A 21,678-nucleotide genomic window follows, 5' to 3' on the forward strand; every position below is an offset into this window, starting at 1 on the left:
CTTATCCCTATTTCCGCCGCAAGCGAAACAGGCCGTTGGTCTCGCTGTCGCTGGTGAAATAGAGCGCACCGTCGGGGCCGACGGCGACGCCCACGGGCCGCGCCCAGCGGTCGCCGTCGGCCAGCTGGAAACCCGTGACCAGATCATCCACGCGCACCGCTTCGCCATCCTTGAATCTGACCGCAACGATCTTTGGCGGCCGGCGCGTGGCGGCGCTGCCGATGAACCCGCCGGTGGGTTGCGTGCCCCAGGAGCCGCGCAGCGCCACGATCGCGTCACGCTCCAGTGTCTCGCCCAGCGCGCCCGCGGGCACGAAGGCCACGCCCATGGGCGCGTTGCGCGACGGGAAGGTCACGACCGGCGCGCTGACCTCCGCCAGCGGCCGCGGCGGCTTGCTGGATACACAGTTGTCGCGCTGCAGTTGTTTCCCGTCGAACTGGAACCACGGCATGCCGTGAAACGAACCCGCGGTGACGCGGCTGAAATATTCCGGCGGCTGGTCGTAGCCAAGGTGATCCGGGCCGTTATTGCTGGCGTACATGACACGGGATTTCGGATGCCAGGCAAAGCCCACGGGATTGCGCAGCCCGGATCCATACGCCTCCCAGCGCGGCTGACCGCCGTCCTCGCGCAGCACCAGGATGCCGCCGCGCCGTTCATTGAATGGATAGCGATCGCCCAGATATTGATCGCTGCAATTGCCCTGGATCCCAAGGCTCACGTACACGCGTCCGTCAGGGCCGATGCCGACGCTGCGGCTGTTGTGACCACCGCCGCCGGGCAGGCGCGCCAGCAGCTGCACCGTTTCCGGCGCGACGCTTTTCTGGCCCGGCCGGTACGGTGCGCGGTACAGGCCGTGGGTGCGGGCGATGAGAATTTCGTTGCGGCGGAACGCGACGCTGTGCGGATAGTCGTCGAGCGTGACCAGCACCTCGGGCGCGGTGTAGGGCGGCGGCACGCGATACAGCTTGCCGGACTTGGAGCCGATGAAAAGATCGCCGTTGTCGGCAAACGTCAACAACCGCGGACCATCGAGCCCGTCGGCCAGCAGTTCCAGACGGTATCCCTGCGGCACGCGCGCGATCTGACGCGTTCCACCAACCTGAAGCGGCTGGTTTTCGTAAACCAGCGGCTCGCTACCCGCCTCCACCACCGGTACAGCCTGAACCAGCAAGAATAACAACGCGCCGGCATGGACCGCGGTGCGCCACCGCGGCGTGCGCCTTCCCTGAGCAACACGGTTGATCATGGTGACGATGGTATCAAGGGTTTGAGACGGGGATAAACAAATCCGGGTTAATCCCTTTTGTCCCGGCATCATTCATGCCGATAAACGGCGCGATAACCCCGGTCAACGTAGCGTGAATAGCACGGCCGGCCCAGCGCACTCCAGCCGGATGGCAATCCCCGTGCTAGCTTTATTAGGTACATCATGGACGGGCAGAAGCCTGCCTGAGGAGAACGGCCTTGCAGCGAATATCGAAGCACCTGCGAATCGGCTGGCGCTGGTTGACCGGCGGCTGGCGGTTGTTCCTGCGCAATCCCTGGCTGCTCGGCGGCATGGGTCTCACCACGGCGGTGCTGGTCGGCGTGCTTACGCTGATTCCGCTGCTCGGAGGACTGCTGGTCGCGCTGCTGGCGCCAATATGGCTGGCCAGCGCCTACCTCGCCATCGACAGCGTACGCAAAATGCCGATGGCCCTGCCGGCCTCGTTGCGGCTGCCGGCCCTGAAACAGTCACCGTGGCAGCTGGTCGGCGTATTCCACAATCATGCGCATGTATTGCCCATGGCGGTGACGTGTCTGTTCAGCGCCGCGGCGGTGCTGCTGACCAACCTGCCGCTGCAGGCCCTGGCGGGCAACGCCTGGGTGGCTGACTGGTCGAGCCTCGACCGAACCTCGCAGGCGGGTGTCCTCGTGGCGATGCTGCTGGTGTTCACGCTGTATGCCGTGGTCGCGGCAACGCTGATCTACGCCCTGCCGCTCGCGTTCCTGCGCGACGAGCCGCTGATCCCCGCGCTCCAGCACAGTCTCCGGGCCAGCCGGCACTTTGCCGTGGCCCTGCTGGTGTTGCTGGGCCTGTTGCTCGCGCCGTTCCTGCTTGGCGCGCTGGTTTCCCGCTTTTCCGGCTGGGCGGGTTATCTGGTATCGCTCATCATCAGCAGTGTCATCTTTCCGGTCACCGCCGCCAGCCTGTATTGCAGTTACCGCGACATCTTCGACGCCAGGGAATCCAGGGAATATCAGATGAAACCCGAGATGCGCCGCGCGACGGACCGGCGAGCCACTAGCGCCGATGCCGTAACACAATGACCTCGACGCGGCCGCGCGGGCCGATGAAATAGGAGGCGAGCCAGCCGGTCAGGCTCACCACGATCGATCCGAGCACGGCCGGCCAGAAACCGGAAATCGTGAAGTTGTCGAACATCCACGCCACCAGCCCCAGCATGGCGGCGTTGACGACCAGCAGAAACAATCCGAGCGTCAGCAGCGTGATGGGTAACGTCAGGATCACGAGCAGCGGACGCACCACGGCGTTGACGATCCCGAGCAGCAGCGCCGCCCCCAGCAGGGTCCACAGCCCCTGCACTTCGATACCGGGCACCAGCGCCGCGGCCAGCCACAGCCCGAACGCCGCCACCAGCAGTCGCAATAACAAGCCGATCATGGGCTTACCCTCGTTGTCGGGAATCGACCGTCGGCATTATGGCACGGCGCTTGCGCCCGGTTTCTTGACCGGGAGCAAAGCCGGGCTCCCGGCCCTGGCGCAGACTCGGTTTGTCCCTGACTCCGGCCGAGGTACCATGCACGGCGAACACCATCACGATCTGGCGCAGGAGTTCCCCGAACTCAAGCAGCGCGTCCACGAACTCAAGCTGACGAGCCCGGAGTTCAACCAGCTTTATGCCGAGTACCGGGAACTGGACAAGGCGATTTACCGCATCGAAGAGGAGATCGAGACCCCGTCGGACAGCTATACCGAAGAACTCAAGAAAAAACGCGTGCGACTCAAGGACAAGCTCTACGCCATGCTCGCGACGGTCCGGCCCTGACGGCTGACGCCGCGAGTCCCATTCAAAGGAGACAGCAACATGTACAACCGTGTTTTGGTACCGATCGACGGCAGTGAAACCTCCATGGCCGCCCTGCGCGAGGCGATCCGCATCGGACAGTGCCAGCAAGTGGGGACCCAGATCCGCCTGTTGTATGTCATCGACACCCTCAGCAACGTCCCGCAGACCGAGACTTCGCCATCCTATATCAAGGAGATCTACGCGCAGGCACGCAAGTACGGGCAGGACATCCTGGACCAGGCCAAGCAGGAGATCGAGAGCGCCGGACTGCGCGTCGAGACACGGCTGGTTGAACTCAAGCGTTCCAGCGACCGCATCCCGCAAGTGATCGCGGACGAGGCCAAGGCCATGCCCGCGGAACTGCTGGTCATGGGCACGCACGGCCGGCGCGGTCTGAACTACCTGCTCCTCGGCAGCGTGGCCGAAGGCGTGATGCGGCTCACGCTCTGCCCGGTGCTGCTGGTCCGCAGCAGCTAATCATCCGCATCGCGCACGGCGGGTTCAGCGCCGGTTCTTGCGCAGCATCAGCTTGATAGCGTTTTCGCCCAGTGGGCGGAAAATCTTCACGCGCAGGCTGTCACTCCACTCGGCCGCAAAGTCCCGTTGCAAACTCAGGTTGATCGCCGCGGTCACGAGCATGGCGATCAGCGCCCCCAGGCTCGCCAGCGCCATGTCCTTGTGCGCGTCCCAGACATCGCCCTGCGTGCCAAGATAGGCCATGCCGAGATCGCCGCCGAAAAATTCGGCCGCGCCCCATTCGAACAACTCGAACAGCATGGAGGTGGACATGGTGATGTCGAGCGGCAGGAAATAGGCCCAGAAGCCGCGCACCGTAGCGATGCGGATGAACATCTCGCGGACCGGGTACGCCAGCAACAACCCGTAGGCAAAATGGATCGCGCGATCGAAATGATTGCGCTCGAAACCGAGCGCCTCGTTCAGGCTGAAGCCGAAGAGAAAGCTGAAGGCTTCGTCATAGGGCACCTTGGCATAGGTGTAATGCGCGCCGATTTCGTGCAGCAGCAGAAACAGGAATACCAGCGTGTAGGAAATGCGCGATAGCGGGAACACCCGATGGGTCGCGACCAGGACCAGCACGGCTACCGCCACCAGGACATTCTCCAGCGCCCAGTCGGCGCGGTCGTAGGGATTGATGGCCAGCAGCGCCCATTCGATGGCGAACAGGATGCCCAGTATCAGCAGGTAACGTCGGTGCGAAATGCGGGTAATCATGGAAGCATGGTATAGCGGTTCATGGCCGGGATAAATCGGTACCGATTCCATTCATCCGTCGGCTTCCTCCGTTGGGCGCGGCCGGCCGCGGGCCATCGGGGTGTTACAATCGCACCGTCCCCATCGCCGCGAGGAATGCCCCATGCCACGGTTCGTTCGTCTGATCGTCACCGCCTTCGTTCCCGTTTTCGCCGTCGCCGTTCCGGCCACCGCGGCCGACGACACGCCGCGCTATAACCAGATCCATTTTCAGGTCGAGCGCAGCCGTCCGGTCGACAACGATCGCATGCACGCCGTGCTCAATCTCACCGCCGAGGACGACAACGCCGCGCGTCTCGCCGACCAGGTCAATCGCACCATGGACGGTGCGCTCAAAACCGCCAAGGCCCGGCCCAAAATCGAGGTCCGCACCGGCAGTTACCGGACCTGGCCGGTTTACGACAAGAACAAAATCCGGCGCTGGCGCGCGACGCAGGAACTGCTGCTGGATGGATCGGATTTCGCGGAACTGGGAAACCTGATCGGGCAATTGCAGGAGCACTTGCAGGTTGGCTCCATAAATTTCTCGGTGTCCCCGTCACGCCGCGCGACGGTCGAGGATGAGTTGATCGCGCAGGCACTCGATGCCTTCAAGCAGCGCGCCGAACTGGTGCGCAGACAATTCACGGCCAGGGGCTACCGCCTCGTCAATGTCTCGATCAACACCGGTGACGGGCAACCGGTGCCGATGATGCGCGGCATGGCCATGGAGGCCATGGACAAATCGGCGGCGCCGCCCGCGCTCGAGGCCGGCACCAGCATTCTCAGCGTGAACGTGGGCGGGATGATCGAACTGCAATAATCTTGTATGTTCACGCAGAATGAATCGCGATTGACGCCATTCGTTCTGCGCGGTTCCACCTGATCCGGAGGGAAAATCGGTGCCTCACAGCGTTGCCCTGATCACCACGCTCGCCACCGGCCTGGGACTGGCCCTGGTCATGGGCTTCATCGCCATGCGCCTGAAACTGCCGGCCCTGGTCGGCTACCTGATCGCCGGCATCATCATCGGTCCCGGCACGCCCGGTTTCGTCGCCGATCTCGGGCTGTCGCAACAGCTGGCCGAGATCGGCGTGATCCTGCTGATGTTCGGCGTCGGCCTGCATTTTTCGCTCGACGATCTGCTGTCGGTGCGCCGCATCGCGCTGCCCGGCGCGGTCGCGCAGATCGTCGTGGCCACGGCGCTCGGCATGGGCATCGCGACGCTCTGGGGCTGGAGTCCGGGCGCCGGCATCGTGTTCGGCCTCGCCCTGTCGGTGGCCAGCACGGTCGTGCTGCTGCGGGCGCTGGAGGACCGCGGCGTTCTGGATTCCGTCAATGGCCGCATCGCCGTCGGCTGGCTCGTGGTCGAGGACCTGGTGATGGTGCTGGTGCTGGTCTTGCTGCCGCCGCTTTCGGGCTGGCTCGGTGCGCCCGATCCCGCGGGTCACGCGCCAGACAAGGGCCTGCTCACGACGCTCGGCATCACCCTCGGCCAGGTCGCCGTCTTCGTCGCCCTGATGCTGGTCGTCGGCCGGCGCGTGTTCCCGTGGCTGCTGGCGCAGGTGGCGCGCACCGGATCGCGCGAGCTGTTCACCTTGTGCGTCATCGCCGTGGCTGTCGGCATCGCCTACGGCTCGGCCGCGTTGTTCGGCGTCTCCTTCGCGCTCGGCGCCTTTTTCGCCGGCATGGTCATGCGCGAATCCCATCTGAGCTATCGCGCCGCCGAGGAATCCCTGCCGCTGCGCGACGCCTTCGCGGTGCTGTTCTTCGTGTCGGTGGGGATGTTGTTCGAACCGGAAGTCCTGGTGCGCGAGCCGCTGCACGTACTCGCCGTGGTCGCCATCATCGTGCTCGGCAAATCGCTGGCGTCCTTCATACTGGTTCTGGGTTTTCGCTATCCGCTCAACACCGCGCTCACGGTCTCGGCCAGCCTGGCGCAGATCGGCGAATTCTCGTTCATCCTCGCGGGTCTCGGGGTTACCCTGGGACTGCTGCCGACAGAAGGCTACAGCCTGGTGCTGGCGGGCGCGCTGATCTCGATCGCGCTCAACCCGCTGGTGTTCCGCGCCATCGAGCCGGCGCAAAAGTGGATTCGCTCACGCTCCAGGCTCGCGCGCCTGCTGGAGCGCCCCGACGATCCGCTCGCGGAGTTGCCGATGAGCGTCGACCCGGCGCGCCTCACCGGTCACGTCCTGCTCGTGGGTTACGGCCGCGTCGGCCGGCGCCTTGCCGAAGCACTGGGCGCGCGCGGCGTGCCGATCGTCGTGGCCGAGCAGAACCGCGAACTGGTGGAGTCGCTGCGCGCCCGCGGCATACCGGCGGTTTCGGGCGACGCCGCCGAACCGGCGGTGCTGATCCAGGCGCATGTGGCGCGAGCCCGAATGCTGGCGATCGCTGTTCCCGACACCTTTCTGGCACTGCGCATGATGGACATCGCGCGCCAGCTCAATCCGGGCATCGAAACGGTCGCCTACGTCCACAGCGAGGACGAGGCGGCGCTGCTTCACAAGCAGAACATCGGCCGGGTGTTCATGGATGAGCACGAACTCGCGTCGGGCATGGCGCGTCACGTGCTCGACCGGGCCGCGCGCGCCACCGCGATCTGACAGGACAAGGAATTGATCCCGGCGTCGCGACAAGCCGGGAAAAGTTGATTTTTGTTAAAGAAAACCCCGCACCGGGCCTGCACTATTTGGCGGCCCGCTAACAACACGGGCGGCGTTTCTCTATACTGGTACCGTTTTCCAAGTGGAGGTCCTCCCCATGGCAACCAAAAAGAAAGCCAAGGCCAAAGCAAAGAAAAAGCAACCCGCCGCCGCCAAGGCGACAGTCCGCAAAAAAGCCGCTCCCAAAAAGGTCGTGGCCAAAAAGAAACCCGCGGCCAGGGCAAAGGCAAAGCCGCGCAAGCCGGCCGCGATGCCGCCGCCGGCCGCTCCGGCGCCACCGCCCGGCATGGAACGCATCGGAATCGTCACGCATTACTACAATCATCTTTCGGTCGCGATCCTGAAACTTGAGAAGGGCATCCTGCGCGTGGGCGATCAGATTCACATCAAGGGCCACACCAGCGATTTCGCGCAGCCGGTTGATTCCATGGAAATCGACCACGTGCACGTGAACGAGGCGCGTCCCGGCCAGTCCTTCGGCCTGCGCGTCAGGGAACACGCGCGCGAGCACGACGTCGTTTACAAAGCCAGGTAACACCCCAGCGGCACGGCGGCGCGGATCGCAACTGTCTCCCTGATCATCGGGGGGCGATCCCGGTCATTTATGGGTGAGATCCCATGCTCGCTGATCTTCTGGTTGTCCTCGGTGGCGCGCTGGCGATCCTGCTGGTCGCCGAGGTGGTGATCCGCCTGACGCTGCGTCTGGCGCGTCACTATGGCCTGTCGGGCAGTTTCGTCGGTCTGACGATTCTGTCCGTCGGCACCAGCCTGCTCGAGATCATGACCCACATCGTTGGCAGCGCGCGCATCCTGCGCGAGCCGGAGACGATGGACACGCTCTCCGGCTTGCTGCTTGGCAGCAACATCGGCTCGGATATCTTTCAGCAGAACTTCGTGCTGCCGCTGGTGGGCCTGATCGGGACGGTGACGGTGGCGCGGCGAATGCTGGCGACCGAGGTCGGCGCCCTGATCGCGGCCTCGTCCCTGTTGTGGCTCGCCTGCCTGGGCGGCGCGGTCAGCCGCCTCGAAGGCGGGCTGCTGGTCCTGGTATACCTCGGATATTTGTTTTATCTCGGACGCATGCGTCACGATGCCCGTTCACGCGAGCGCTTACCCTTGCCGCGCTTCCGTGCGCCGCTACTGGCCTTGCTCATCACGATGTGTTTCATCGCCATGGGGCTTCTGGCGGACCCGGTGCTGGCGGCGTCACAGCGACTGGTGGCGATGCTGCCGCTCAGCGGCTCGCTCTTCGGCGTGCTGGTGCTCGGGATCTGCGCGGCGCTGCCGGAGCTCATGACGGCGCTGGTGTCGATTTTGAAGGGGCAGCAGGATATTTCGGCGGGCATTCTGATCGGGAGCAACATCACCAATCCGCTTTTCGGCGCCGGCCTTGGGGCGCTCATCTCCGGCTATACCGTCCCGGCGGTAATCATGGTCTACGACTTGCCGGTGAAAATCGCCACCGGCGCGCTGCTATTCATCTTCCTGTGGCGCAACCAAAGCCTGGGCCGTTATGCAGCGCTGACACTGCTCGCGCTCTACATCGGTTATGTGTTGCTCCGCGCCGTGTTTTTTCAGGTGGACTTCTGAGAACGGCGCGCAATACATCATGCATCGTCCGCCAGCCCGGAGCGGCCCCGGGTGTTGCGCCACACCCGCGGCACGTGTTTTCATTACCGGCCATGGTACCAACCCATTGAGCCGATCCATGCACATTCGCAACCTTGTCGCGCTGGCCCTGCTGTTATCTTCCGCCGTGGCGTTTGGCAGGGAAGTAGCCGGCGTGAAACTGCCGGAAACCACCGCAGCCGGCGCCAATCTGCCAGCGCTCGTGCTCAACGGAGCAGGGGTGCGCAGCAAGTTCTTCATCAAGGTGTATGTCGGCGCCCTGTACCTGTCCGCCCGCGCCACCGAGGCGGACGCCGTGTTGCGCAACACCGGGCCGCTGGCGGTGCACATGTATTTCCTTCACAGCGAGGTCACGAAGGAAAAGCTCGTCGACGCCTGGAACGACGGATTCAGCGCCAACCTCGGCGAGGCCGAACGCGCCAGGCTCGGGGAACGCATTCAACGCTTCAATGGCCTGTTTCAGACCGTGCGCCGCGGCGACGTCATCCGGCTCGATTACACGCCCGGCACGGGCACCACGGTGTCCATCAACAACGAAAAACGCGGGATGATAGAGGGTGAGGATTTCATGCAGGCCTGGCTGCGCATCTGGCTTGGCAAAGAACCGGCCGATGCTGCCCTCAAACGCGCCATGCTCGGCGCCGATTGAACTGGATCGGTTCCGGCCAGTCCTCCGGCTGTGCGTCAGCGGGCGGGCGGGCGATCTTGCGCCTCGACATCGAAAGAACGCACCGATGCATTCGGCAGCAGGACCTTGATCCGGTAAGAGGTGCCGCGACGCTGTTCATGCTGCTGCGCCGACAACACCCGTCCGCCGGTATCGCGCCGGACATTCACGACCGCCTCGTCGAGCGAAAGCCTGTCCCGGCCCGGACTCTCATGGCGCGGCGAATGTCCGTCGTGCCGCGCCTCCGCCGGGACCATGGCAGACCACGCCAGCAGTCCGGCCAGGAGGCATGCCACGAGTTTCGCGCGGCGCATCTCAGCGGTGACGCGCGATGTCGTAGCCGATGACGGTGCCGATCACCGCGCCGACCGCCGTGTGCCCGGGATCGCCGCGGCCGACCTCATGCCCGATCACGCCACCGATGACGCTGCCGAGGATGATGGGCGCGGACGAGCTGGAGCGGCGCTCCGGGTAATACCCGTCATCACCATGGCCGCCGCGTGGGCCGTATTCGCGGTATTCACGGCGCTCGTAATAGTCATGGCGGCCGTCGTGCCGGTACTGATGCTTGTCCTTGTACCACCCGCGGTGCAGGCCGTTATCATGACGCGCATAGCGCTCCTCCACCTGGTACACCCGGACCTCGCGGTAGCCGTCGCGGTCACGGTAACCGTCACGGTCGCCGCGATCCGCCAGCACCAGCGGCGCGGACAGCGAGGTAACCACAGCCAGGACGGCGGCACTCAGTAATTTGCGATTCATGTTTGTCTCCTTCGTTTGTGATTAAGGGTTAGCGCTTGTTTCAGAGACAAGGTTACGCGCCCCTGGCTGAACGCTGACTGAACGTAATTCAGTTGTATCTCGTTGATTAATTTGTCTTTAAAATTCCCACAGCTTGACCATCAGGGCTTTCGGAGACAGGTACGGATAAATGGGCATTGCCAAACAACCTTCCGTGGTGACGCTGCCGGCCGCGCCCGTGCCCTACCCTTCAATCGTGGAATTTCTGTGCCGGACGTTCCCGGGCATCTCCTATGACCAGTGGGCGCAACGCCTGCGCGCCGGCAAGCTGCTGGACGATCGAGGCAGGCCCATCACGGCGGACACGCCGTATTTGCCCTCGAAACGGATTTTCTATTTCCGGGAAGTCGAAAACGAGCCGGTCATTCCTTTCGCGGAACAAATCCTGTTTCAGGATGGCGAGATCCTGGTGGCGGACAAGCCGCATTTTCTGCCCGTGATTCCGGGCGGCCGTTACGTGGAGGAATGTTTGCTGAATCGCCTGCGCGCCCGCACCGGCATTGCCGGGCTGGCGCCGCTGCACCGGCTCGACCGCGAGACCGCGGGCCTTGTCGTTTTCTCCGTCAATCCGGAAACGCGCGGGGCTTATCATGGGCTGTTCATGCGCGCAGCCGTGGAGAAGATTTATCACGCACTGGCAGAGCTGAATCAGCCGCCGCCGGAAAACCACTGGACCGTCGAAAACCGGATCGTCCGCGGCGAGCCGCGCTTCCGCATGAAAACCGTGCCGGGCACCGTCAATGCCCGCTCGCACATCCAGCTCGTGGAAATGAAGGACAACCGGGGCCTGTTCCGCTTGCAACCGGTGACCGGCAAAACCCACCAGCTGCGGCTGCACATGAGCGGCCTGGGATTCGGGATCATCAACGACCGGGTTTATCCCGATCTGCAACCGGAACGCGACGATGATTTCGACCGGCCGCTCCAGCTGCTGGCCAGGGAAATCCGGTTCCACGACCCCATCGCGGGCATGGACAGGGAATTTCGTTCAGAGCGGAAACTTCTTTGGTGATTTCGTAAAAAAAAACGGCGGGTTCAGTATGAACCCGCCGTTTTTTATTCAACGATTGCCAGGCTATTTCTTGACTGCCTCTTTGGCGTCCTCGACGGCCGCGTCGATCTTCTTGCCGGCCTGTTCCATCGGTCCTTCGGGTTTGGTGGCTTCCTGGATTTTCTCCTGGGCCTTATCGACGGTCTGGTCGATTTGCGCGCCGAGCTTCTCGGCCGGGCCTTTTTGCTCGCAAGCAACAAGTCCTGCCGCCATCAACAGGCCGGCGGACAACACGCACAACTTTTTCAACGTCGACATACGCATGCTCCTTGATTACGAGGTTGTTGGATCATGGGGCGCTCCTTACCGGGCAGCAGCCAAGCGCACCGTATCCGGAAGATTACTTGGCGTTATTCTTATCCTTGTCCGGCTCTGCTTCCGGGCGTTTCTTTTCTTTCTTGTCGTCCTTTTTTCCGGATTCGCCGAGCGATCCGCCGGCCTTCTTCAGCTCCTGGCCCATGCCCTTGAGCATCTCGCCGAAGTTGTTTCCCACCTTCTTGGCGCTGTCATCCAGGCTGGTGTCGTCGGCGGCCAGGGCCGGACCGGCCGCGAGGCCGGCGACGGTGAGACAACCCGCGATCCACCACGCCCGCAGGCGGCGCATTGTATGAAGACGTTTCGCGCTGGCCATGGCGTTACGGCTTCGCCCCGGACTCGGCCGGTGCCGGTGCCGCGGGCGCGGCTTCCGCTTCCGGCGCCGGCTTCAGCACAATCTCGACACGGCGGTTGCGCTGCTTGTTCTCCGGGCTGTCATTGGGCGCCACCGGGTGATACTCGGAAAAACCCAGGGATTCGAGCCGCTTCGGATTGATGTGGTGTTTGGTCTCGATGTAGCGCGCCACGGCCGAGGCGCGCGCGGCGGAGAGTTCCCAGTTCGAGGGATATTTCGCCTTCAGCTTGTCGCTGATCGGCGTGTCGTCGGTGTGACCCTCGACGCGGATGATGTCGCTGCTGTCCGCGATGACCTCCACCAGCTTGTCGAGCACCGCCATGCCCTCCGGCAATATATTGGCGCTGCCGGAGCGGAACACGATCTTGTCCAGCATGCGCACCGTGAGCTGGCCGCGCAGCTGTTCGATCTCCACGCTCTTGTCCGCGAGTTCCTGCTGCATGCGATCACGCAGAACGTTTTCCTGCTTCTGCACGGCCTCGAGCTTCTGCTTATTGGCCTCCGCGATCTTGCGATGGACATCGAGTTCCTGGTTGACCACGGTGAGCCTGGTCTCGGTTTCGCTGCGCGCGGCATTGCAGGCCGCGAGTTCGTTCTTCGCGCGCGACTCACAGGCCGCCAGTTCGGCTGACTTCTCTTCGAAGGTCGAGGTCGAGACGCAACCGGTCAGGATCGTGCCGGCCGCGAGCAGAAAATACAATGAGTGTTTCATTATTAACCTCCGCATTTTTGAGGCATGGGACTTGGGGGCTTTTGTGCGGTCCGCACTGTACCAGAACCGGCGGGCCATATCGCGCCAGCCGTCGGGGCAATTCAACACGGCGTCGTCCGCGAAAGAACCGTGGTAAATCGGCCGCAGACCCCCTCTCCGGGGCCAACGTCGCGCGACGGCCGGTTAAGAAATATTTAGGGATTCCTGAGCCAAGATTTAGCAACGGTCAATCGGCCGCCTGCATAAACTCTCTCCGAACCATAACCCTGTACGAGGAGACCACCCATGAAATCGCACAAATGGCTGTACCCCCTGCTGTTGCCGCTGGTCCTGTTCAGCCTTTCCGCCCCGGCCGCCGAAGCGCCGGTGGACGGGAAAACCTTCGAGCGCGGACGCTACCTGATCGTGGCCGGCGGCTGCAATGACTGTCACACCCCCGGCTATCCCGAATCGAACGGCAAGACGCCGCAGGCCGCATGGCTCGCCGGCAATGCCGTGGGTTTCCAGGGGCCGTGGGGAACAACCTATCCGGCGAACCTGAGGCTCACCGTGCAGAAACTGACCGAGGCGCAGTGGCTGGCGCGCGCGCGCCAGCCGATGCGCCCGCCGATGCCGTGGTTCAACCTGCGCGAGATGACCGACGCCGACCTGGTCGCGATGTACCGCTTCATCCGCACGCTCGGGCCGGCGGGTGTACCGGCGCCTGCCGCGGCCGCGCCGGGCGTGGCGGTGATGACACCCTACATCGAGTTCGTGCCGAAAAACCTGCCCAAGCACGCGAGCCGGTAGGCTCGCCACACCTGATTCGAAAGGAGAGCAAATCATGTCCCAGCACATTCAATGGCCGGTCAAGACCCGGGAACTGCACAGCCACCATTTCGATTCCACCATCTGGAACGACTTCCGGTTCCGCGACGATGACATCGTCATCGCCACCTACGCCAAGTCCGGCACCACCTGGATGCAGCAGATGGTGGCGCAGATGCTGTTCGGCGGCGACCCTGACCTGCCGGTGGCCGAGCTCTCGCCCTGGCTCGACCTGCGCGTGCCGCCCAAGGAGATCAAGCTGCCGGCGGTGGAGGCGCAGACGCACCGGCGCATCATCAAGACCCATCTGCCGGTGGACGCGCTGGTGTTCTCGCCGAAGGCGAAATACATCTACGTCGCGCGCGACGGCCGTGACGTGGTGTGGAGCATGTACAACCACCACGCCAACGCCAATGCCGCCTGGTACGCGGCGCTGAACGACACCCCCGGTCGCGTCGGCCCGCCGATCGCGCCACCGCCCGCCGACATCCGCCAGTACTGGCGCGAGTGGATGGACCAAGACGGGCACCCGTTCTGGCCGTTCTGGGACAATCTCCGCAGCTGGTGGGCGATCCGCCACCTGCCCAACGTGCTGATCGTGCATTTCAACGATCTGAAAAGCGACATGGAGGGCGAGATGCGCCGCATCGCGCGCTTCCTCGGCATCGCCATCGACGAAGCGCGCTGGCCGGACATCGTGCGCTATTGCCGCTTCGACTGGATGAAGCAGAACGCCGCCAAGAGCGTGCCGCTCGGCGGCGCCTTCTGGGACGGCGGCGCCCAGGTGTTCATCAACAAGGGCGTGAACGGCCGCTGGACCGACACGCTGACCGCCGCCGACAACGCCGAGTACGAGGCGTGTGCGGCGCGCGAGCTGGGGCCGGAGTGCGCCCGCTGGCTCGCCCACGGCAGCGCGGCGCTCGACCTGCGCCGGACCGGGACCTGAAGCCAATGCCGGCGTGCCGGCCGGTCGTGTAGACTTTCCGCCCGGGAGAATCCGCAAGGAGAGACACATGCCGGCCGCACGCCGCATCGATACCGCCAAACCGCGCTGCGCCTGGTGCGGCACCGACCCGCTGTACATGCGCTACCACGACGAGGAATGGGGCGTGCCGGTGCACGACGAGCGCAAGCATTTCGAATTCCTGATCCTGGAAGGCGCGCAGGCCGGGCTGTCGTGGATCACCATCCTGCGCAAGCGCGAGAATTACCGCGAAGCCTTCGCGGGCTTCAATCCCGAACGCGTGGCGCGTTTCGGCAAACGCGAGGTCGCGCGGCTGCTGAAAAACCCCGGCATTGTGCGCAACCGCCTCAAGATCGAGAGCGCCATCAAAAACGCGCGTGCCTTTCTGGAAGTGCAGGACGAGTTCGACGGCTTTGATAAATACGTCTGGCGTTTCGTCGGCGGCAAGCCGATTCAGAACCGTCGCACCCACATGAAACAGATACCGGCACGCACGGCGGAATCGGACGCGCTCAGCAAGGATCTCAAAAAACGCGGCTTCAGTTTCGTCGGCTCGACCATCATCTATGCCCACATGCAGGCGGTCGGCATGGTCAACGACCACGTGACCGGCTGCTTCCGCTACAAACAGCTCACGCGGCGCTGAGCTTCAGCGGCCGGCTGACGTTCAGGCGGAAACGCCCGCGGCCGGTTTTCTCGATGACGAGGAAGGGACAGCGCTCGGCCAGGCGGCGCTGCAGCAGGATCAGGCGCGCCTCCAGGTTGTCGCTGATGTCGGGCAGCTTCAGGGCCGGATCGAGACGCAGCTCGCGGTTGGTGAAATCGCTGCGCCCGGCCTCGACATGGTCGCGCAACAGCTTCCAGAAGATCGCACCGGCCACGCCCTTGATGAGATAGTCGTTGTCGATGAACACGCTGTGATCGGCGGCGAAGTGCCGCACCGTCACCGGCGCGCCCTGCGCCGCGGGCGGCCGCGGCGCCGCGGCCGCGACCTCCTCATGTTGCTCGGCGGAATGCGACAGCAGTTCCATGGCCAGCGCCAGTTGTCCCGCCAGCACAATCAGCACGTCCTCGTCCTCGAAGGTGAAGCGCAGCTCCTGCGGACTTTCCACATACATCACGCCGAGCAGACGCGGGCCGAACGTGAGCGGCACCGCCAGCTGGCTGGCCGAATCCGGGAGACCCGGAAACGGGATTTCGGTTTCGAGCGCGTCACCGTCGGTACTGCGCTCAAAACCCTTGCGCATGGCGCGGCTGTAGAGGTATTCCTGCGCCGCGTAGCCGATGCGGATCGGGGTGCGCTCGCGCGCGGCCACGCCGACGATGCCCTCGCCCATGCAGATTTCCGAACCGACACCCGATTCGGCATAGCCGCGGGTGGCGACGGTGTACAGTCGCCCGCGCGCGGCGTCGTGCATCAGCAACATCGCCTGCCGGATGTCGCAGTAGCGCTCCAGACCCTGCAACGTCTCGTCGAACAGTTGCGCCAGGTCGCTGCAACCCGCGAGGCCCGCGAGACAGGCGCGCAGGCCCGGCAGCAGGTTCGGGCGCGCCGTGGCCGTGGACGGCATCCCGCCCTGAACCGGCTCGATGACCAGCACGCGGTACACGTCCGAGCCCATGAGACGGAACACCTTGCTCATGCCGGTGTGCGAGGCGATGCCGGCGAGCTTGGCCTTCATGTTCTCGAACAGCGCGCCTTCGGTCTCGGTGCGCAGGTATTCGAGCTGCAGGCGGTAGTGCGCGCCGTCGTCCGGGTCCACCACCTGCACCGTGGCGCGCGGGTTGGCGAGGATGTTCTTGCGCGTGCTGTTGAAGAACTGGTAGGTCAGCGCCACGTGGCTTTCGTCCACATAATGCACCTGCGACAGGTAGGCGACGTTGGGCGTGCCGTCCGCCGCGCAGGTGGCGATGGCCGAGGGGATCGCGCCCTCGAAGCAGCGCCGCAACGCGCCGAGACGCGGGGTCACGGCTGGCGCTCCAGGCGGCTGCCGGCCTTGGGGCCGGGCGTCTGCACAAAGGCGGCGTTCGGCTCGAACACCAGACCCATGGACTCCTCGTCCGCGCTCGACATCACGGCGCGCCCCAGCGCCTCCCGATGATGGACGCGGACCAGCTCCTTCACGAAACTCTCGACGTAGGCGCGGATGCAGGCGTCGTCGCCCGGCGCGAGCGGGACCACGTCGGCGCGCGCGCCCTTCAGCTGGAGGGTCTCGTGAGTGTGCGGCAGGGTAAACACCACGGCGATGCCGCCGCCGGCGCGCAGGTCCTCGATCACCCTGGCGGCGCGCGGCACCGACACGAATACCGTCACCCGGCGGCGGTCGGCGGACACGCGGCAGCCGTGGGCGCGCACCACCGACGGCACCCGCGCGGCGCTGCACGAAGCCACGTTCATGGCGACGTGATGGGTGATGAAATCGGCGCGCGCCTCATCGAGCAAGGGCGCGTCCGGCTGATTACCGGAAGCTGTGGCATCCATAGCGCGAGTATTCTAGTTATAAGACAAACCGCGGTTCCCCCGGAAAACCTCTGCAACAACCGTGCGGTTCGTGACGGCAATTTACCTCTTGCCATGCCGATAATAAATGGGGCGGCAACAGGCCGGAGCAGCGCGGGGGGTGGGCTCGTGAAAACACAGTATTATTTGCCCATGCCTTTCAATTGGCTTGGGCCAAAGGGGGTATATGTATCCGCGTCGTTGCCGGCGGCAAACCTGCGGCGGGTGACGCAGTGAAAATAATCGAACAATAAACGGGCGCAAGCCAACCCGGCTTCCGTTCACTTTCGACAGGCGTCTTTTTCGCAGACAGGACCGAACCAATGTCCGAATCGCCTGGATAGTTCATGGCGATGATCGGCAAACCATCCGTAGGCCAGATTAGCCAACCGACCGGGAATGATGCTCAGGGGAAGGTAGGCCCACCACCATCCGACAGCACGATAGGCCTCGATCAGCGCATCCACCCCCACGATCATGCGCCCATCATCGGTAAGTCCATGCATGCGCGCCATCAGCATCTGCATCGTCACGCCATGGACGCCCGGATCGAATTCCGGCGACTGGATATCAATGAAGCCCAGCAAGCCACGTCGATCGCGACTCATCAAGTTATGCTTTTCCCAGGAACAGATCGGGCAACTGCCATCGTAGAACAATGTCAGCTTCGGTTGAGCCATGTCACACCTCCTTCAATCGGACTTTAAAACCATCAGAAAGAATACGCCCACCATTGCGACAAAAGCAGGCACGCCCAGCCAGAACCAGGCGCGTGCGTAGCGCCAATAACGACCGGGCAGCGGCCGGTTGTGCTTGTCCGCGTCTGTGGCCATATCACGCATACGCATTTGCAACCACACGACCGGCAGCCAGCACGCTCCGGCGATACCATAGAGCGCGAGAGAGAATCCGATCCAGCCAGTCCAGGCGTAACCCGCCGCCTGGGCCAGCCAGATCCCGGATATCGGCTGGAAGATGACCGTGGGAAGCGTAAATATCCAGTCTGCTCGCACCACGTGCCTGGCCACGGTGGCGGCAACCCGCACATCCCGGGTCCGGTTTGCACTCCACATGAAATAGGCCGTCCCCAGCCCTGTGCCAAACAAAAGCGTGGCGGAAAGGATGTGCAGCGTCTTGATGAGGCCGTAGTCCATGTCATGCCTCTGCTGAGGCGGCCATGAATCCAAGAAGCACGGCGGCTATTGGCAGGTTCTTGATCAACGCGCCGAAGGGATCAACCCAAAGCTGTGGCGCCACCCACGACAAAACTGCGGTGTAGAACCCCATTACGGCTAGCTGTGCCACCCACAGGATCTTCCCTGGCGTCAGCAACGTGGCTATACCGAGCGCGACATTCACGCCGCAAGCGACGATGAAGGCACCCGTGGCAAACTCGGGTGAAAGTCCCAGTTTCACCAGCAGGGCCAGACCGTGGTCCCGGGCATATATCCAGCTCACCACGCCGGCCGCAGCCCACATGATGGCGATACCCGCCAACAACATCGGATGGACCCATGACCAGACAGCATTCATACGCAGGAATTCTGCTTCTTCGGGTGGGATGAAATCCTGCAGTGCACGCGGGAAATAGCCAAGAATTTCGTGCGTCGCTTGTACCGAACCGGTATTGCCATTCAGGAGCATATGCAGGGTCTCGGTGCTCAGCGCGCCGCTTTTTAAGACATCGCCGACTCGCGCCACGGGACGTATCAGGGCAAGCGGGATGGGAATCATGAATGTTTTTCCCAGCCCCAGAAGCCCGCGATAGACGCTCAGCATTTTTTGCATCGCGACCGCTTCAGGACCAACCACCGCGATGGTTTGTTTGACCGCGAGGCGATGCTCGATGAGTTTTGCGACAATTGTCACGAGATCATCGATATGTACCGGCTGCATGCGTTGTTCGCCTCGACCCACCAGTGGAATCACCGGCAGGCTCGCGAGACGCAGGAACAGACGGGTGCTCGCACCACGAGACCCGAAAACCACCGATGGCTGCACGATGGTCCAGTCGAGTGTGCTCACACGCAGGACATCATCTGCCGCCCGCTTTGTACGGTGATATTGGCTAGCACCTTCGTCCGCGCCCAGCGCCGATATCTGAACCACACGATTAACGCCGCTCCGCTCACAAGCCTGGAACAGCGCGCGCGGCGCGAGATGATGCAGCTCGGAGAACCGTGCTTGCGCACTTTCCCGCAATATGCCAACGGCGTTGATGACGACGTCCACACCGGCGAGTCGGGGCAACCAGTCCTCCGCCGTCAGATCGCGCATGTAGTCCACTTCGATAGTCTCCGCATCAGCAGGCAGATACCGGTGTCCTGTGCGGTGCACACACAAGACCACGTCATGCGCGCTCCTGCGCAGCGCGGCCACGATGGCCGAGCCGATAAAACCAGTGGCGCCGGTTACCAGGATGCGCATGTGCTATTCCCGCGAAACACCCGCATTGGCGAGATGCTTTTCCTGTGCCATCCCCTGCCTGACCGCCTTGAACAGGCCGCGACCCACCAGGGCAAAGGCGGCAAAGTGGCCGAACAGAATCGCCAGGATGATCCGCCGGACAACCTGTGTCGTATCCTGAAGATTGATGGGGCTGAAAAAGACCGCCACCATCAGGGGCGCAATCAGCAACATCAGCAGCGTATAGCGCGCCCAAAAGTTTGTGCTGCCGGGTTTTTCACAAAGCTGGTCGAGCATTTCCCGCAGCGCGCCGCGCAGCCACCACCACATCAAAGCACCCGTGGCAACACTCCCGCCCATGCTGATCAGCAGTACCAGTTCTTTGTTCATGTTTGCGTTCCTTTACTTTTCACTAATTTCTGTCATTACAGAAATATGCAGCTAAAAAAATCCGTGTCAGCCGAGCAGCCTCTTCGCCTTCAACCCGGTTTTGAGCCATGCCACGGCGTTGGCGTCGGGCAATTGCTTCACCTCGTCGAAAATACCGGTGATCAGCTCCATGAATGCCAGGGTGTTCGCCATGCGATCACGGACCTCTTTGGGCGTATCGTTCCCGGCTTCGTTGACGCATTCGCGCAATACGCTGATAGTCGGGTCGAACTCACGCTTCTTCCGCTCCTCCATGACCACGCGGAAGATCTCGCGTACGTCATGATGAGCCTCGAAATGATCGCGGCGGTCACCCTCGACGTGCACCAGCTTCACCAGGCCCCAGCTTTGCAGTTCGCGGATACTCGTGCTGACATTGGAGCGCGCCACGCGCAATATCTCGGCAATGGTCTCGGCCGTCAGGGGCGTCTCACTGAGAAACAACAGGGCATGGATCTGCGCCACTGTCCGGTTCACGCCCCAGCGGCTCCCCATTTCGCCCCAATGCAGGACAAATCGTTTCATGACCGGGGAAAGCTTCACAGGATGTCCTTTCTTAAATTTCTGTAATTACAGAAATAGCGTAAAATCGATCGGCTGTCAAGACCGGCAGCTGGTTTTGTAGTTTCGGGCTAAATAACAAGACCCGGTATGGGCCGGGTTCGAGGGGATGCAATAGTGGAGCCTGGAAATTGGACCATCCGACCCGCTAATTGTCTTTCCGCCCCATCATCTGCTCCAGCACCAACAGCAGCGAGCTGGTGTCCTGCTCGCCGAGGCCGGCGGCCATGAGGGCGTTGAGCTGCTGCATCACCTGCGCGGTCACGGGCATGGGGATGCCGGCGTCGCGCGCGATCCCGACCGCCACGCCGATGTCCTTGTGGTGCAGCGCCGCCACGATGCCGGCGGCGAAGTCGCGCTCGACCATCTTCTTGCCCAGCAGGTCGAGCATGCGGCTGGCGCCGAACCCGGTGAGGATCGCCTCGCGCACCTTGCCCGGGTCGGCGCCCTGCTCGCGCGCGAACAACAATGCCTCGGCCGCACCCTCGAGGCAGGCAAGCTGGGCGATCTGGTTGGCGAGCTTGGTCACCTGCCCGGTGCCCAGCGGGCCCATGTGAAAGACGGTCTTACCCATGCATTCCAGCAGCGGTTTGACGCGCTCGAAATGCGGCTTGTCGCCGCCGACGAAAAACGTGAGCGAGGCGGCCCTGGCGCCGGCCACGCCGCCCGAGACCGGCGCATCCAGCATGGCGATGCCGCGCTCGGCCAGGCGCTGGCCCACGTTGCGCGCGATCGCGGGCGCGATGGTGCTCATGTCCACGAGGATCATGCCGGGCAGGTCGCCGTGAATAATGCCATCCGGTCCGAGCGCGACCGACTCGACGTCGACTCCGGCGGTGACCATGGTGAACACCACCTCGCTCGCTCGCGCCACCTCGGCGGGCGTGGACAGCGGATTCAGGCCGAGGCAGCCGGCGTGGGCGCGCGAACGTTCGCCGCGCGCGTAAACGTTGAGCGTGTGCCCGGCCTCGAGCAGGTGCCGCGCCATCTCGCCGCCCATGTTGCCGAGGCCGATGAATCCGAGTCGCATGGGTTTCACCTTAATTTTGGGGCACGTATTCCGAGTGGACAGGAATGCCGTCGCCGCCACAGGACCAGTCCGCGCGCGAGTCCCAGAAGATGCGCCCTTCCGGTTTGATCACCGGATCGCTGTCCAGTGAACCGGCCGGGATGACGATCATGTCCGTCTCCTTCACGTAACGCGGCACCTGGCTGCCGCACACCGAGCAGAAGCGGCTGGTGAAGCGCTTCGCTTCCGGGATTTTGTAGGAATGCACCAGCGCTTCGCCCTTGATCCATTTGATCGACCCGGGCTTGATGAGCAGGTTTGAGGCATGCCCGGTGCCCGTGGCCTTGCGGCAGCGCGAGCAGTGACAATGATAAAACCGCTGCGGTTCGCCGCTGATTTCGTAGTGCACGGCACCGCAGAGACAACTTCCCCGAAAAGCCGCTTGGGTCATGGATTTCACCTTCTGTTGACGGACAAT

Annotated in this window: 29 protein-coding genes; 12 read left to right on the top strand and 17 right to left on the bottom strand. The window is 63.4% G+C overall.

Annotated elements, in window-relative coordinates; genetic code table 11:
• Window positions 1-7: 7 nt before the first annotated feature.
• Entirely contained in the window at window positions 8-1,249 is a 1,242-nt protein-coding gene (locus tag SCL_RS12900; RefSeq protein ID WP_096361587.1) for a PQQ-dependent sugar dehydrogenase, read from the bottom strand.
• Between the two features lie 218 nt (window positions 1,250-1,467).
• Between SCL_RS12900 and SCL_RS12905 the strand changes: the two genes are divergently transcribed.
• A complete protein-coding gene (locus SCL_RS12905) occupies window positions 1,468-2,313 on the top strand; it encodes a hypothetical protein (protein WP_096361588.1) in 846 nt (281 codons plus the stop codon).
• On the opposite strand, the gene SCL_RS12910 is transcribed toward SCL_RS12905, so the two are convergent.
• Window positions 2,288-2,668, bottom strand: coding sequence for a phage holin family protein (locus SCL_RS12910; protein ID WP_096361589.1), 381 nt, complete (start codon window positions 2,666-2,668; stop codon window positions 2,288-2,290). The two genes, SCL_RS12905 and SCL_RS12910, sit on opposite strands and share 26 nt — an antisense overlap.
• Before the next feature lie 136 nt (window positions 2,669-2,804).
• Here SCL_RS12910 and SCL_RS12915 point away from each other — a divergent pair, with 136 nt between their 5' ends.
• Together SCL_RS12915 and SCL_RS12920 are read left to right on the top strand one after the other, a co-directional pair.
• A complete protein-coding gene (locus tag SCL_RS12915; RefSeq protein ID WP_096361590.1) occupies window positions 2,805-3,053 on the top strand; it encodes an HP1242/YdcH family protein in 249 nt (82 codons plus the stop codon).
• Window positions 3,054-3,092: 39 nt separating this feature from the next.
• Complete coding sequence (locus SCL_RS12920) at window positions 3,093-3,551, top strand: universal stress protein (protein WP_096361591.1); 459 nt, start codon at window positions 3,093-3,095, stop codon at window positions 3,549-3,551.
• Window positions 3,552-3,575: 24 nt separating this feature from the next.
• Here SCL_RS12920 and SCL_RS12925 read toward each other — a convergent pair whose 3' ends face one another.
• Window positions 3,576-4,307, bottom strand: a complete 732-nt coding sequence (locus SCL_RS12925; protein WP_096361990.1) for a DUF2238 domain-containing protein — start codon at window positions 4,305-4,307, stop codon at window positions 3,576-3,578.
• Between the two features lie 142 nt (window positions 4,308-4,449).
• On the opposite strand from SCL_RS12925, the gene SCL_RS12930 reads away from it, so the two are divergent.
• The 5 genes from SCL_RS12930 (at window position 4,450) to SCL_RS12950 (ending at window position 9,272) form a co-directional block, all read left to right on the top strand.
• Window positions 4,450-5,148, top strand: a complete 699-nt coding sequence (locus SCL_RS12930) for an SIMPL domain-containing protein (protein WP_096361592.1) — start codon at window positions 4,450-4,452, stop codon at window positions 5,146-5,148.
• Between the two features lie 79 nt (window positions 5,149-5,227).
• The gene (locus SCL_RS12935) at window positions 5,228-6,934 is read left to right on the top strand and encodes a cation:proton antiporter domain-containing protein (protein WP_096361593.1); all 1,707 of its coding nucleotides are present in this window, start codon (window positions 5,228-5,230) and stop codon (window positions 6,932-6,934) included.
• A gap of 157 nt (window positions 6,935-7,091) precedes the next feature.
• Window positions 7,092-7,529 (top strand): hypothetical protein, encoded by a 438-nt coding sequence (locus tag SCL_RS12940; RefSeq protein ID WP_096361594.1) that lies wholly within the window; start codon window positions 7,092-7,094, stop codon window positions 7,527-7,529.
• Between the two features lie 83 nt (window positions 7,530-7,612).
• Entirely contained in the window at window positions 7,613-8,584 is a 972-nt protein-coding gene (locus SCL_RS12945; protein WP_096361595.1) for a sodium:calcium antiporter, read from the top strand.
• A 118-nt stretch (window positions 8,585-8,702) separates the two neighbouring features.
• Complete coding sequence (locus SCL_RS12950) at window positions 8,703-9,272, top strand: chalcone isomerase family protein (RefSeq protein ID WP_096361596.1); 570 nt, start codon at window positions 8,703-8,705, stop codon at window positions 9,270-9,272.
• Window positions 9,273-9,307: 35 nt separating this feature from the next.
• Here the strand turns inward: SCL_RS12950 and SCL_RS12955 are convergent, their stop codons facing one another.
• Window positions 9,308-9,586 carry a PepSY domain-containing protein gene (locus SCL_RS12955; protein ID WP_148665097.1) on the bottom strand — a complete coding sequence of 93 codons (279 nt, stop codon included), beginning with the start codon at window positions 9,584-9,586 and terminating at the stop codon, window positions 9,308-9,310.
• 19 nt (window positions 9,587-9,605) lie between these two features.
• Window positions 9,606-10,052 carry a glycine zipper 2TM domain-containing protein gene (locus tag SCL_RS12960; RefSeq protein WP_096361598.1) on the bottom strand — a complete coding sequence of 149 codons (447 nt, stop codon included), beginning with the start codon at window positions 10,050-10,052 and terminating at the stop codon, window positions 9,606-9,608.
• A gap of 169 nt (window positions 10,053-10,221) precedes the next feature.
• On the opposite strand from SCL_RS12960, the gene SCL_RS12965 reads away from it, so the two are divergent.
• Window positions 10,222-11,103, top strand: coding sequence for a pseudouridine synthase (locus SCL_RS12965; protein ID WP_096361599.1), 882 nt, complete (start codon window positions 10,222-10,224; stop codon window positions 11,101-11,103).
• Between the two features lie 63 nt (window positions 11,104-11,166).
• On the opposite strand, the gene SCL_RS12970 is transcribed toward SCL_RS12965, so the two are convergent.
• The 3 genes from SCL_RS12970 to SCL_RS12980 all read right to left on the bottom strand — a co-directional run bounded on the left by SCL_RS12970 (window position 11,167) and on the right by SCL_RS12980 (window position 12,524).
• Complete coding sequence (locus tag SCL_RS12970) at window positions 11,167-11,400, bottom strand: hypothetical protein (RefSeq protein WP_096361600.1); 234 nt, start codon at window positions 11,398-11,400, stop codon at window positions 11,167-11,169.
• Window positions 11,401-11,482: 82 nt separating this feature from the next.
• Window positions 11,483-11,746: a hypothetical protein gene (locus SCL_RS12975; RefSeq protein WP_148665099.1), complete on the bottom strand. Its 264-nt coding sequence runs from the start codon at window positions 11,744-11,746 to the stop codon at window positions 11,483-11,485.
• Between the two features lie 31 nt (window positions 11,747-11,777).
• Window positions 11,778-12,524: an OmpA/MotB family protein gene (locus SCL_RS12980; RefSeq protein WP_172426054.1), complete on the bottom strand. Its 747-nt coding sequence runs from the start codon at window positions 12,522-12,524 to the stop codon at window positions 11,778-11,780.
• Window positions 12,525-12,809: 285 nt separating this feature from the next.
• Here SCL_RS12980 and SCL_RS12985 point away from each other — a divergent pair, with 285 nt between their 5' ends.
• The 3 genes from SCL_RS12985 (at window position 12,810) to SCL_RS12995 (ending at window position 14,941) form a co-directional block, all read left to right on the top strand.
• The gene (locus SCL_RS12985) at window positions 12,810-13,313 is read left to right on the top strand and encodes a c-type cytochrome (RefSeq protein WP_096361603.1); all 504 of its coding nucleotides are present in this window, start codon (window positions 12,810-12,812) and stop codon (window positions 13,311-13,313) included.
• Window positions 13,314-13,347: 34 nt separating this feature from the next.
• Window positions 13,348-14,277, top strand: a complete 930-nt coding sequence (locus SCL_RS12990; RefSeq protein ID WP_096361604.1) for a sulfotransferase domain-containing protein — start codon at window positions 13,348-13,350, stop codon at window positions 14,275-14,277.
• A 67-nt stretch (window positions 14,278-14,344) separates the two neighbouring features.
• Window positions 14,345-14,941, top strand: coding sequence for a DNA-3-methyladenine glycosylase I (locus tag SCL_RS12995; RefSeq protein ID WP_096361605.1), 597 nt, complete (start codon window positions 14,345-14,347; stop codon window positions 14,939-14,941).
• Here the strand turns inward: SCL_RS12995 and SCL_RS13000 are convergent.
• The 9 genes from SCL_RS13000 to SCL_RS13040 form a co-directional block, all read right to left on the bottom strand.
• Window positions 14,928-16,265, bottom strand: coding sequence for a GAF domain-containing protein (locus tag SCL_RS13000; RefSeq protein ID WP_096361606.1), 1,338 nt, complete (start codon window positions 16,263-16,265; stop codon window positions 14,928-14,930). The genes SCL_RS12995 and SCL_RS13000 overlap by 14 nt on opposite strands.
• Window positions 16,262-16,777: a hypothetical protein gene (locus SCL_RS13005; RefSeq protein ID WP_148665100.1), complete on the bottom strand. Its 516-nt coding sequence runs from the start codon at window positions 16,775-16,777 to the stop codon at window positions 16,262-16,264. Before SCL_RS13005 ends, SCL_RS13000 begins: the two co-directional genes overlap by 4 nt.
• Window positions 16,778-17,076: 299 nt before the next feature.
• Entirely contained in the window at window positions 17,077-17,475 is a 399-nt protein-coding gene (locus tag SCL_RS13010; protein WP_096361608.1) for a thiol-disulfide oxidoreductase DCC family protein, read from the bottom strand.
• A 12-nt stretch (window positions 17,476-17,487) separates the two neighbouring features.
• Window positions 17,488-17,949 carry a DUF2269 family protein gene (locus SCL_RS13015; RefSeq protein ID WP_096361609.1) on the bottom strand — a complete coding sequence of 154 codons (462 nt, stop codon included), beginning with the start codon at window positions 17,947-17,949 and terminating at the stop codon, window positions 17,488-17,490.
• A 1-nt stretch (window position 17,950) separates the two neighbouring features.
• Window positions 17,951-19,222: an SDR family oxidoreductase gene (locus SCL_RS13020; protein WP_096361610.1), complete on the bottom strand. Its 1,272-nt coding sequence runs from the start codon at window positions 19,220-19,222 to the stop codon at window positions 17,951-17,953.
• A gap of 3 nt (window positions 19,223-19,225) precedes the next feature.
• Entirely contained in the window at window positions 19,226-19,591 is a 366-nt protein-coding gene (locus SCL_RS13025; RefSeq protein WP_096361611.1) for a hypothetical protein, read from the bottom strand.
• Window positions 19,592-19,657: 66 nt separating this feature from the next.
• Entirely contained in the window at window positions 19,658-20,155 is a 498-nt protein-coding gene (locus SCL_RS13030; protein WP_197702641.1) for a GbsR/MarR family transcriptional regulator, read from the bottom strand.
• Between the two features lie 184 nt (window positions 20,156-20,339).
• Complete coding sequence (locus SCL_RS13035; protein ID WP_096361613.1) at window positions 20,340-21,221, bottom strand: NAD(P)-dependent oxidoreductase; 882 nt, start codon at window positions 21,219-21,221, stop codon at window positions 20,340-20,342.
• 10 nt (window positions 21,222-21,231) lie between these two features.
• On the bottom strand, window positions 21,232-21,651 hold the full coding sequence (locus SCL_RS13040; RefSeq protein WP_096361614.1) for a GFA family protein: 420 nt from the start codon (window positions 21,649-21,651) through the stop codon (window positions 21,232-21,234).
• Window positions 21,652-21,678: the final 27 nt, after the last annotated feature.

The sequence above is a fragment of the Sulfuricaulis limicola genome, from assembly GCF_002355735.1.
GTDB classification, from domain to species: Bacteria; Pseudomonadota; Gammaproteobacteria; order Acidiferrobacterales; family Sulfurifustaceae; genus Sulfuricaulis; species Sulfuricaulis limicola.

What these genes read in the sequence shown, in the direction of transcription:
- SCL_RS12900 (WP_096361587.1), bottom strand. Translation starts at nt 1,249, where the DNA reads ATGATCAACCGTGTTGCTCAGGGAAGGCGCACGCCGCGGTGGCGCACC.
- SCL_RS12910 (WP_096361589.1), bottom strand. Translation starts at nt 2,668, where the DNA reads ATGATCGGCTTGTTATTGCGACTGCTGGTGGCGGCGTTCGGGCTGTGG.
- SCL_RS12915 (WP_096361590.1), top strand. Translation starts at nt 2,805, where the DNA reads ATGCACGGCGAACACCATCACGATCTGGCGCAGGAGTTCCCCGAACTC.
- SCL_RS12920 (WP_096361591.1), top strand. Translation starts at nt 3,093, where the DNA reads ATGTACAACCGTGTTTTGGTACCGATCGACGGCAGTGAAACCTCCATG.
- SCL_RS12925 (WP_096361990.1), bottom strand. Translation starts at nt 4,307, where the DNA reads ATGATTACCCGCATTTCGCACCGACGTTACCTGCTGATACTGGGCATC.
- SCL_RS12930 (WP_096361592.1), top strand. Translation starts at nt 4,450, where the DNA reads ATGCCACGGTTCGTTCGTCTGATCGTCACCGCCTTCGTTCCCGTTTTC.
- SCL_RS12940 (WP_096361594.1), top strand. Translation starts at nt 7,092, where the DNA reads ATGGCAACCAAAAAGAAAGCCAAGGCCAAAGCAAAGAAAAAGCAACCC.
- SCL_RS12945 (WP_096361595.1), top strand. Translation starts at nt 7,613, where the DNA reads ATGCTCGCTGATCTTCTGGTTGTCCTCGGTGGCGCGCTGGCGATCCTG.
- SCL_RS12950 (WP_096361596.1), top strand. Translation starts at nt 8,703, where the DNA reads ATGCACATTCGCAACCTTGTCGCGCTGGCCCTGCTGTTATCTTCCGCC.
- SCL_RS12960 (WP_096361598.1), bottom strand. Translation starts at nt 10,052, where the DNA reads ATGAATCGCAAATTACTGAGTGCCGCCGTCCTGGCTGTGGTTACCTCG.
- SCL_RS12965 (WP_096361599.1), top strand. Translation starts at nt 10,222, where the DNA reads ATGGGCATTGCCAAACAACCTTCCGTGGTGACGCTGCCGGCCGCGCCC.
- SCL_RS12970 (WP_096361600.1), bottom strand. Translation starts at nt 11,400, where the DNA reads ATGTCGACGTTGAAAAAGTTGTGCGTGTTGTCCGCCGGCCTGTTGATG.
- SCL_RS12975 (WP_148665099.1), bottom strand. Translation starts at nt 11,746, where the DNA reads ATGCGCCGCCTGCGGGCGTGGTGGATCGCGGGTTGTCTCACCGTCGCC.
- SCL_RS12980 (WP_172426054.1), bottom strand. Translation starts at nt 12,524, where the DNA reads ATGAAACACTCATTGTATTTTCTGCTCGCGGCCGGCACGATCCTGACC.
- SCL_RS12985 (WP_096361603.1), top strand. Translation starts at nt 12,810, where the DNA reads ATGAAATCGCACAAATGGCTGTACCCCCTGCTGTTGCCGCTGGTCCTG.
- SCL_RS12990 (WP_096361604.1), top strand. Translation starts at nt 13,348, where the DNA reads ATGTCCCAGCACATTCAATGGCCGGTCAAGACCCGGGAACTGCACAGC.
- SCL_RS12995 (WP_096361605.1), top strand. Translation starts at nt 14,345, where the DNA reads ATGCCGGCCGCACGCCGCATCGATACCGCCAAACCGCGCTGCGCCTGG.
- SCL_RS13005 (WP_148665100.1), bottom strand. Translation starts at nt 16,777, where the DNA reads ATGGATGCCACAGCTTCCGGTAATCAGCCGGACGCGCCCTTGCTCGAT.
- SCL_RS13010 (WP_096361608.1), bottom strand. Translation starts at nt 17,475, where the DNA reads ATGGCTCAACCGAAGCTGACATTGTTCTACGATGGCAGTTGCCCGATC.
- SCL_RS13015 (WP_096361609.1), bottom strand. Translation starts at nt 17,949, where the DNA reads ATGGACTACGGCCTCATCAAGACGCTGCACATCCTTTCCGCCACGCTT.
- SCL_RS13020 (WP_096361610.1), bottom strand. Translation starts at nt 19,222, where the DNA reads ATGCGCATCCTGGTAACCGGCGCCACTGGTTTTATCGGCTCGGCCATC.
- SCL_RS13025 (WP_096361611.1), bottom strand. Translation starts at nt 19,591, where the DNA reads ATGAACAAAGAACTGGTACTGCTGATCAGCATGGGCGGGAGTGTTGCC.
- SCL_RS13030 (WP_197702641.1), bottom strand. Translation starts at nt 20,155, where the DNA reads ATGAAACGATTTGTCCTGCATTGGGGCGAAATGGGGAGCCGCTGGGGC.
- SCL_RS13035 (WP_096361613.1), bottom strand. Translation starts at nt 21,221, where the DNA reads ATGCGACTCGGATTCATCGGCCTCGGCAACATGGGCGGCGAGATGGCG.
- SCL_RS13040 (WP_096361614.1), bottom strand. Translation starts at nt 21,651, where the DNA reads ATGACCCAAGCGGCTTTTCGGGGAAGTTGTCTCTGCGGTGCCGTGCAC.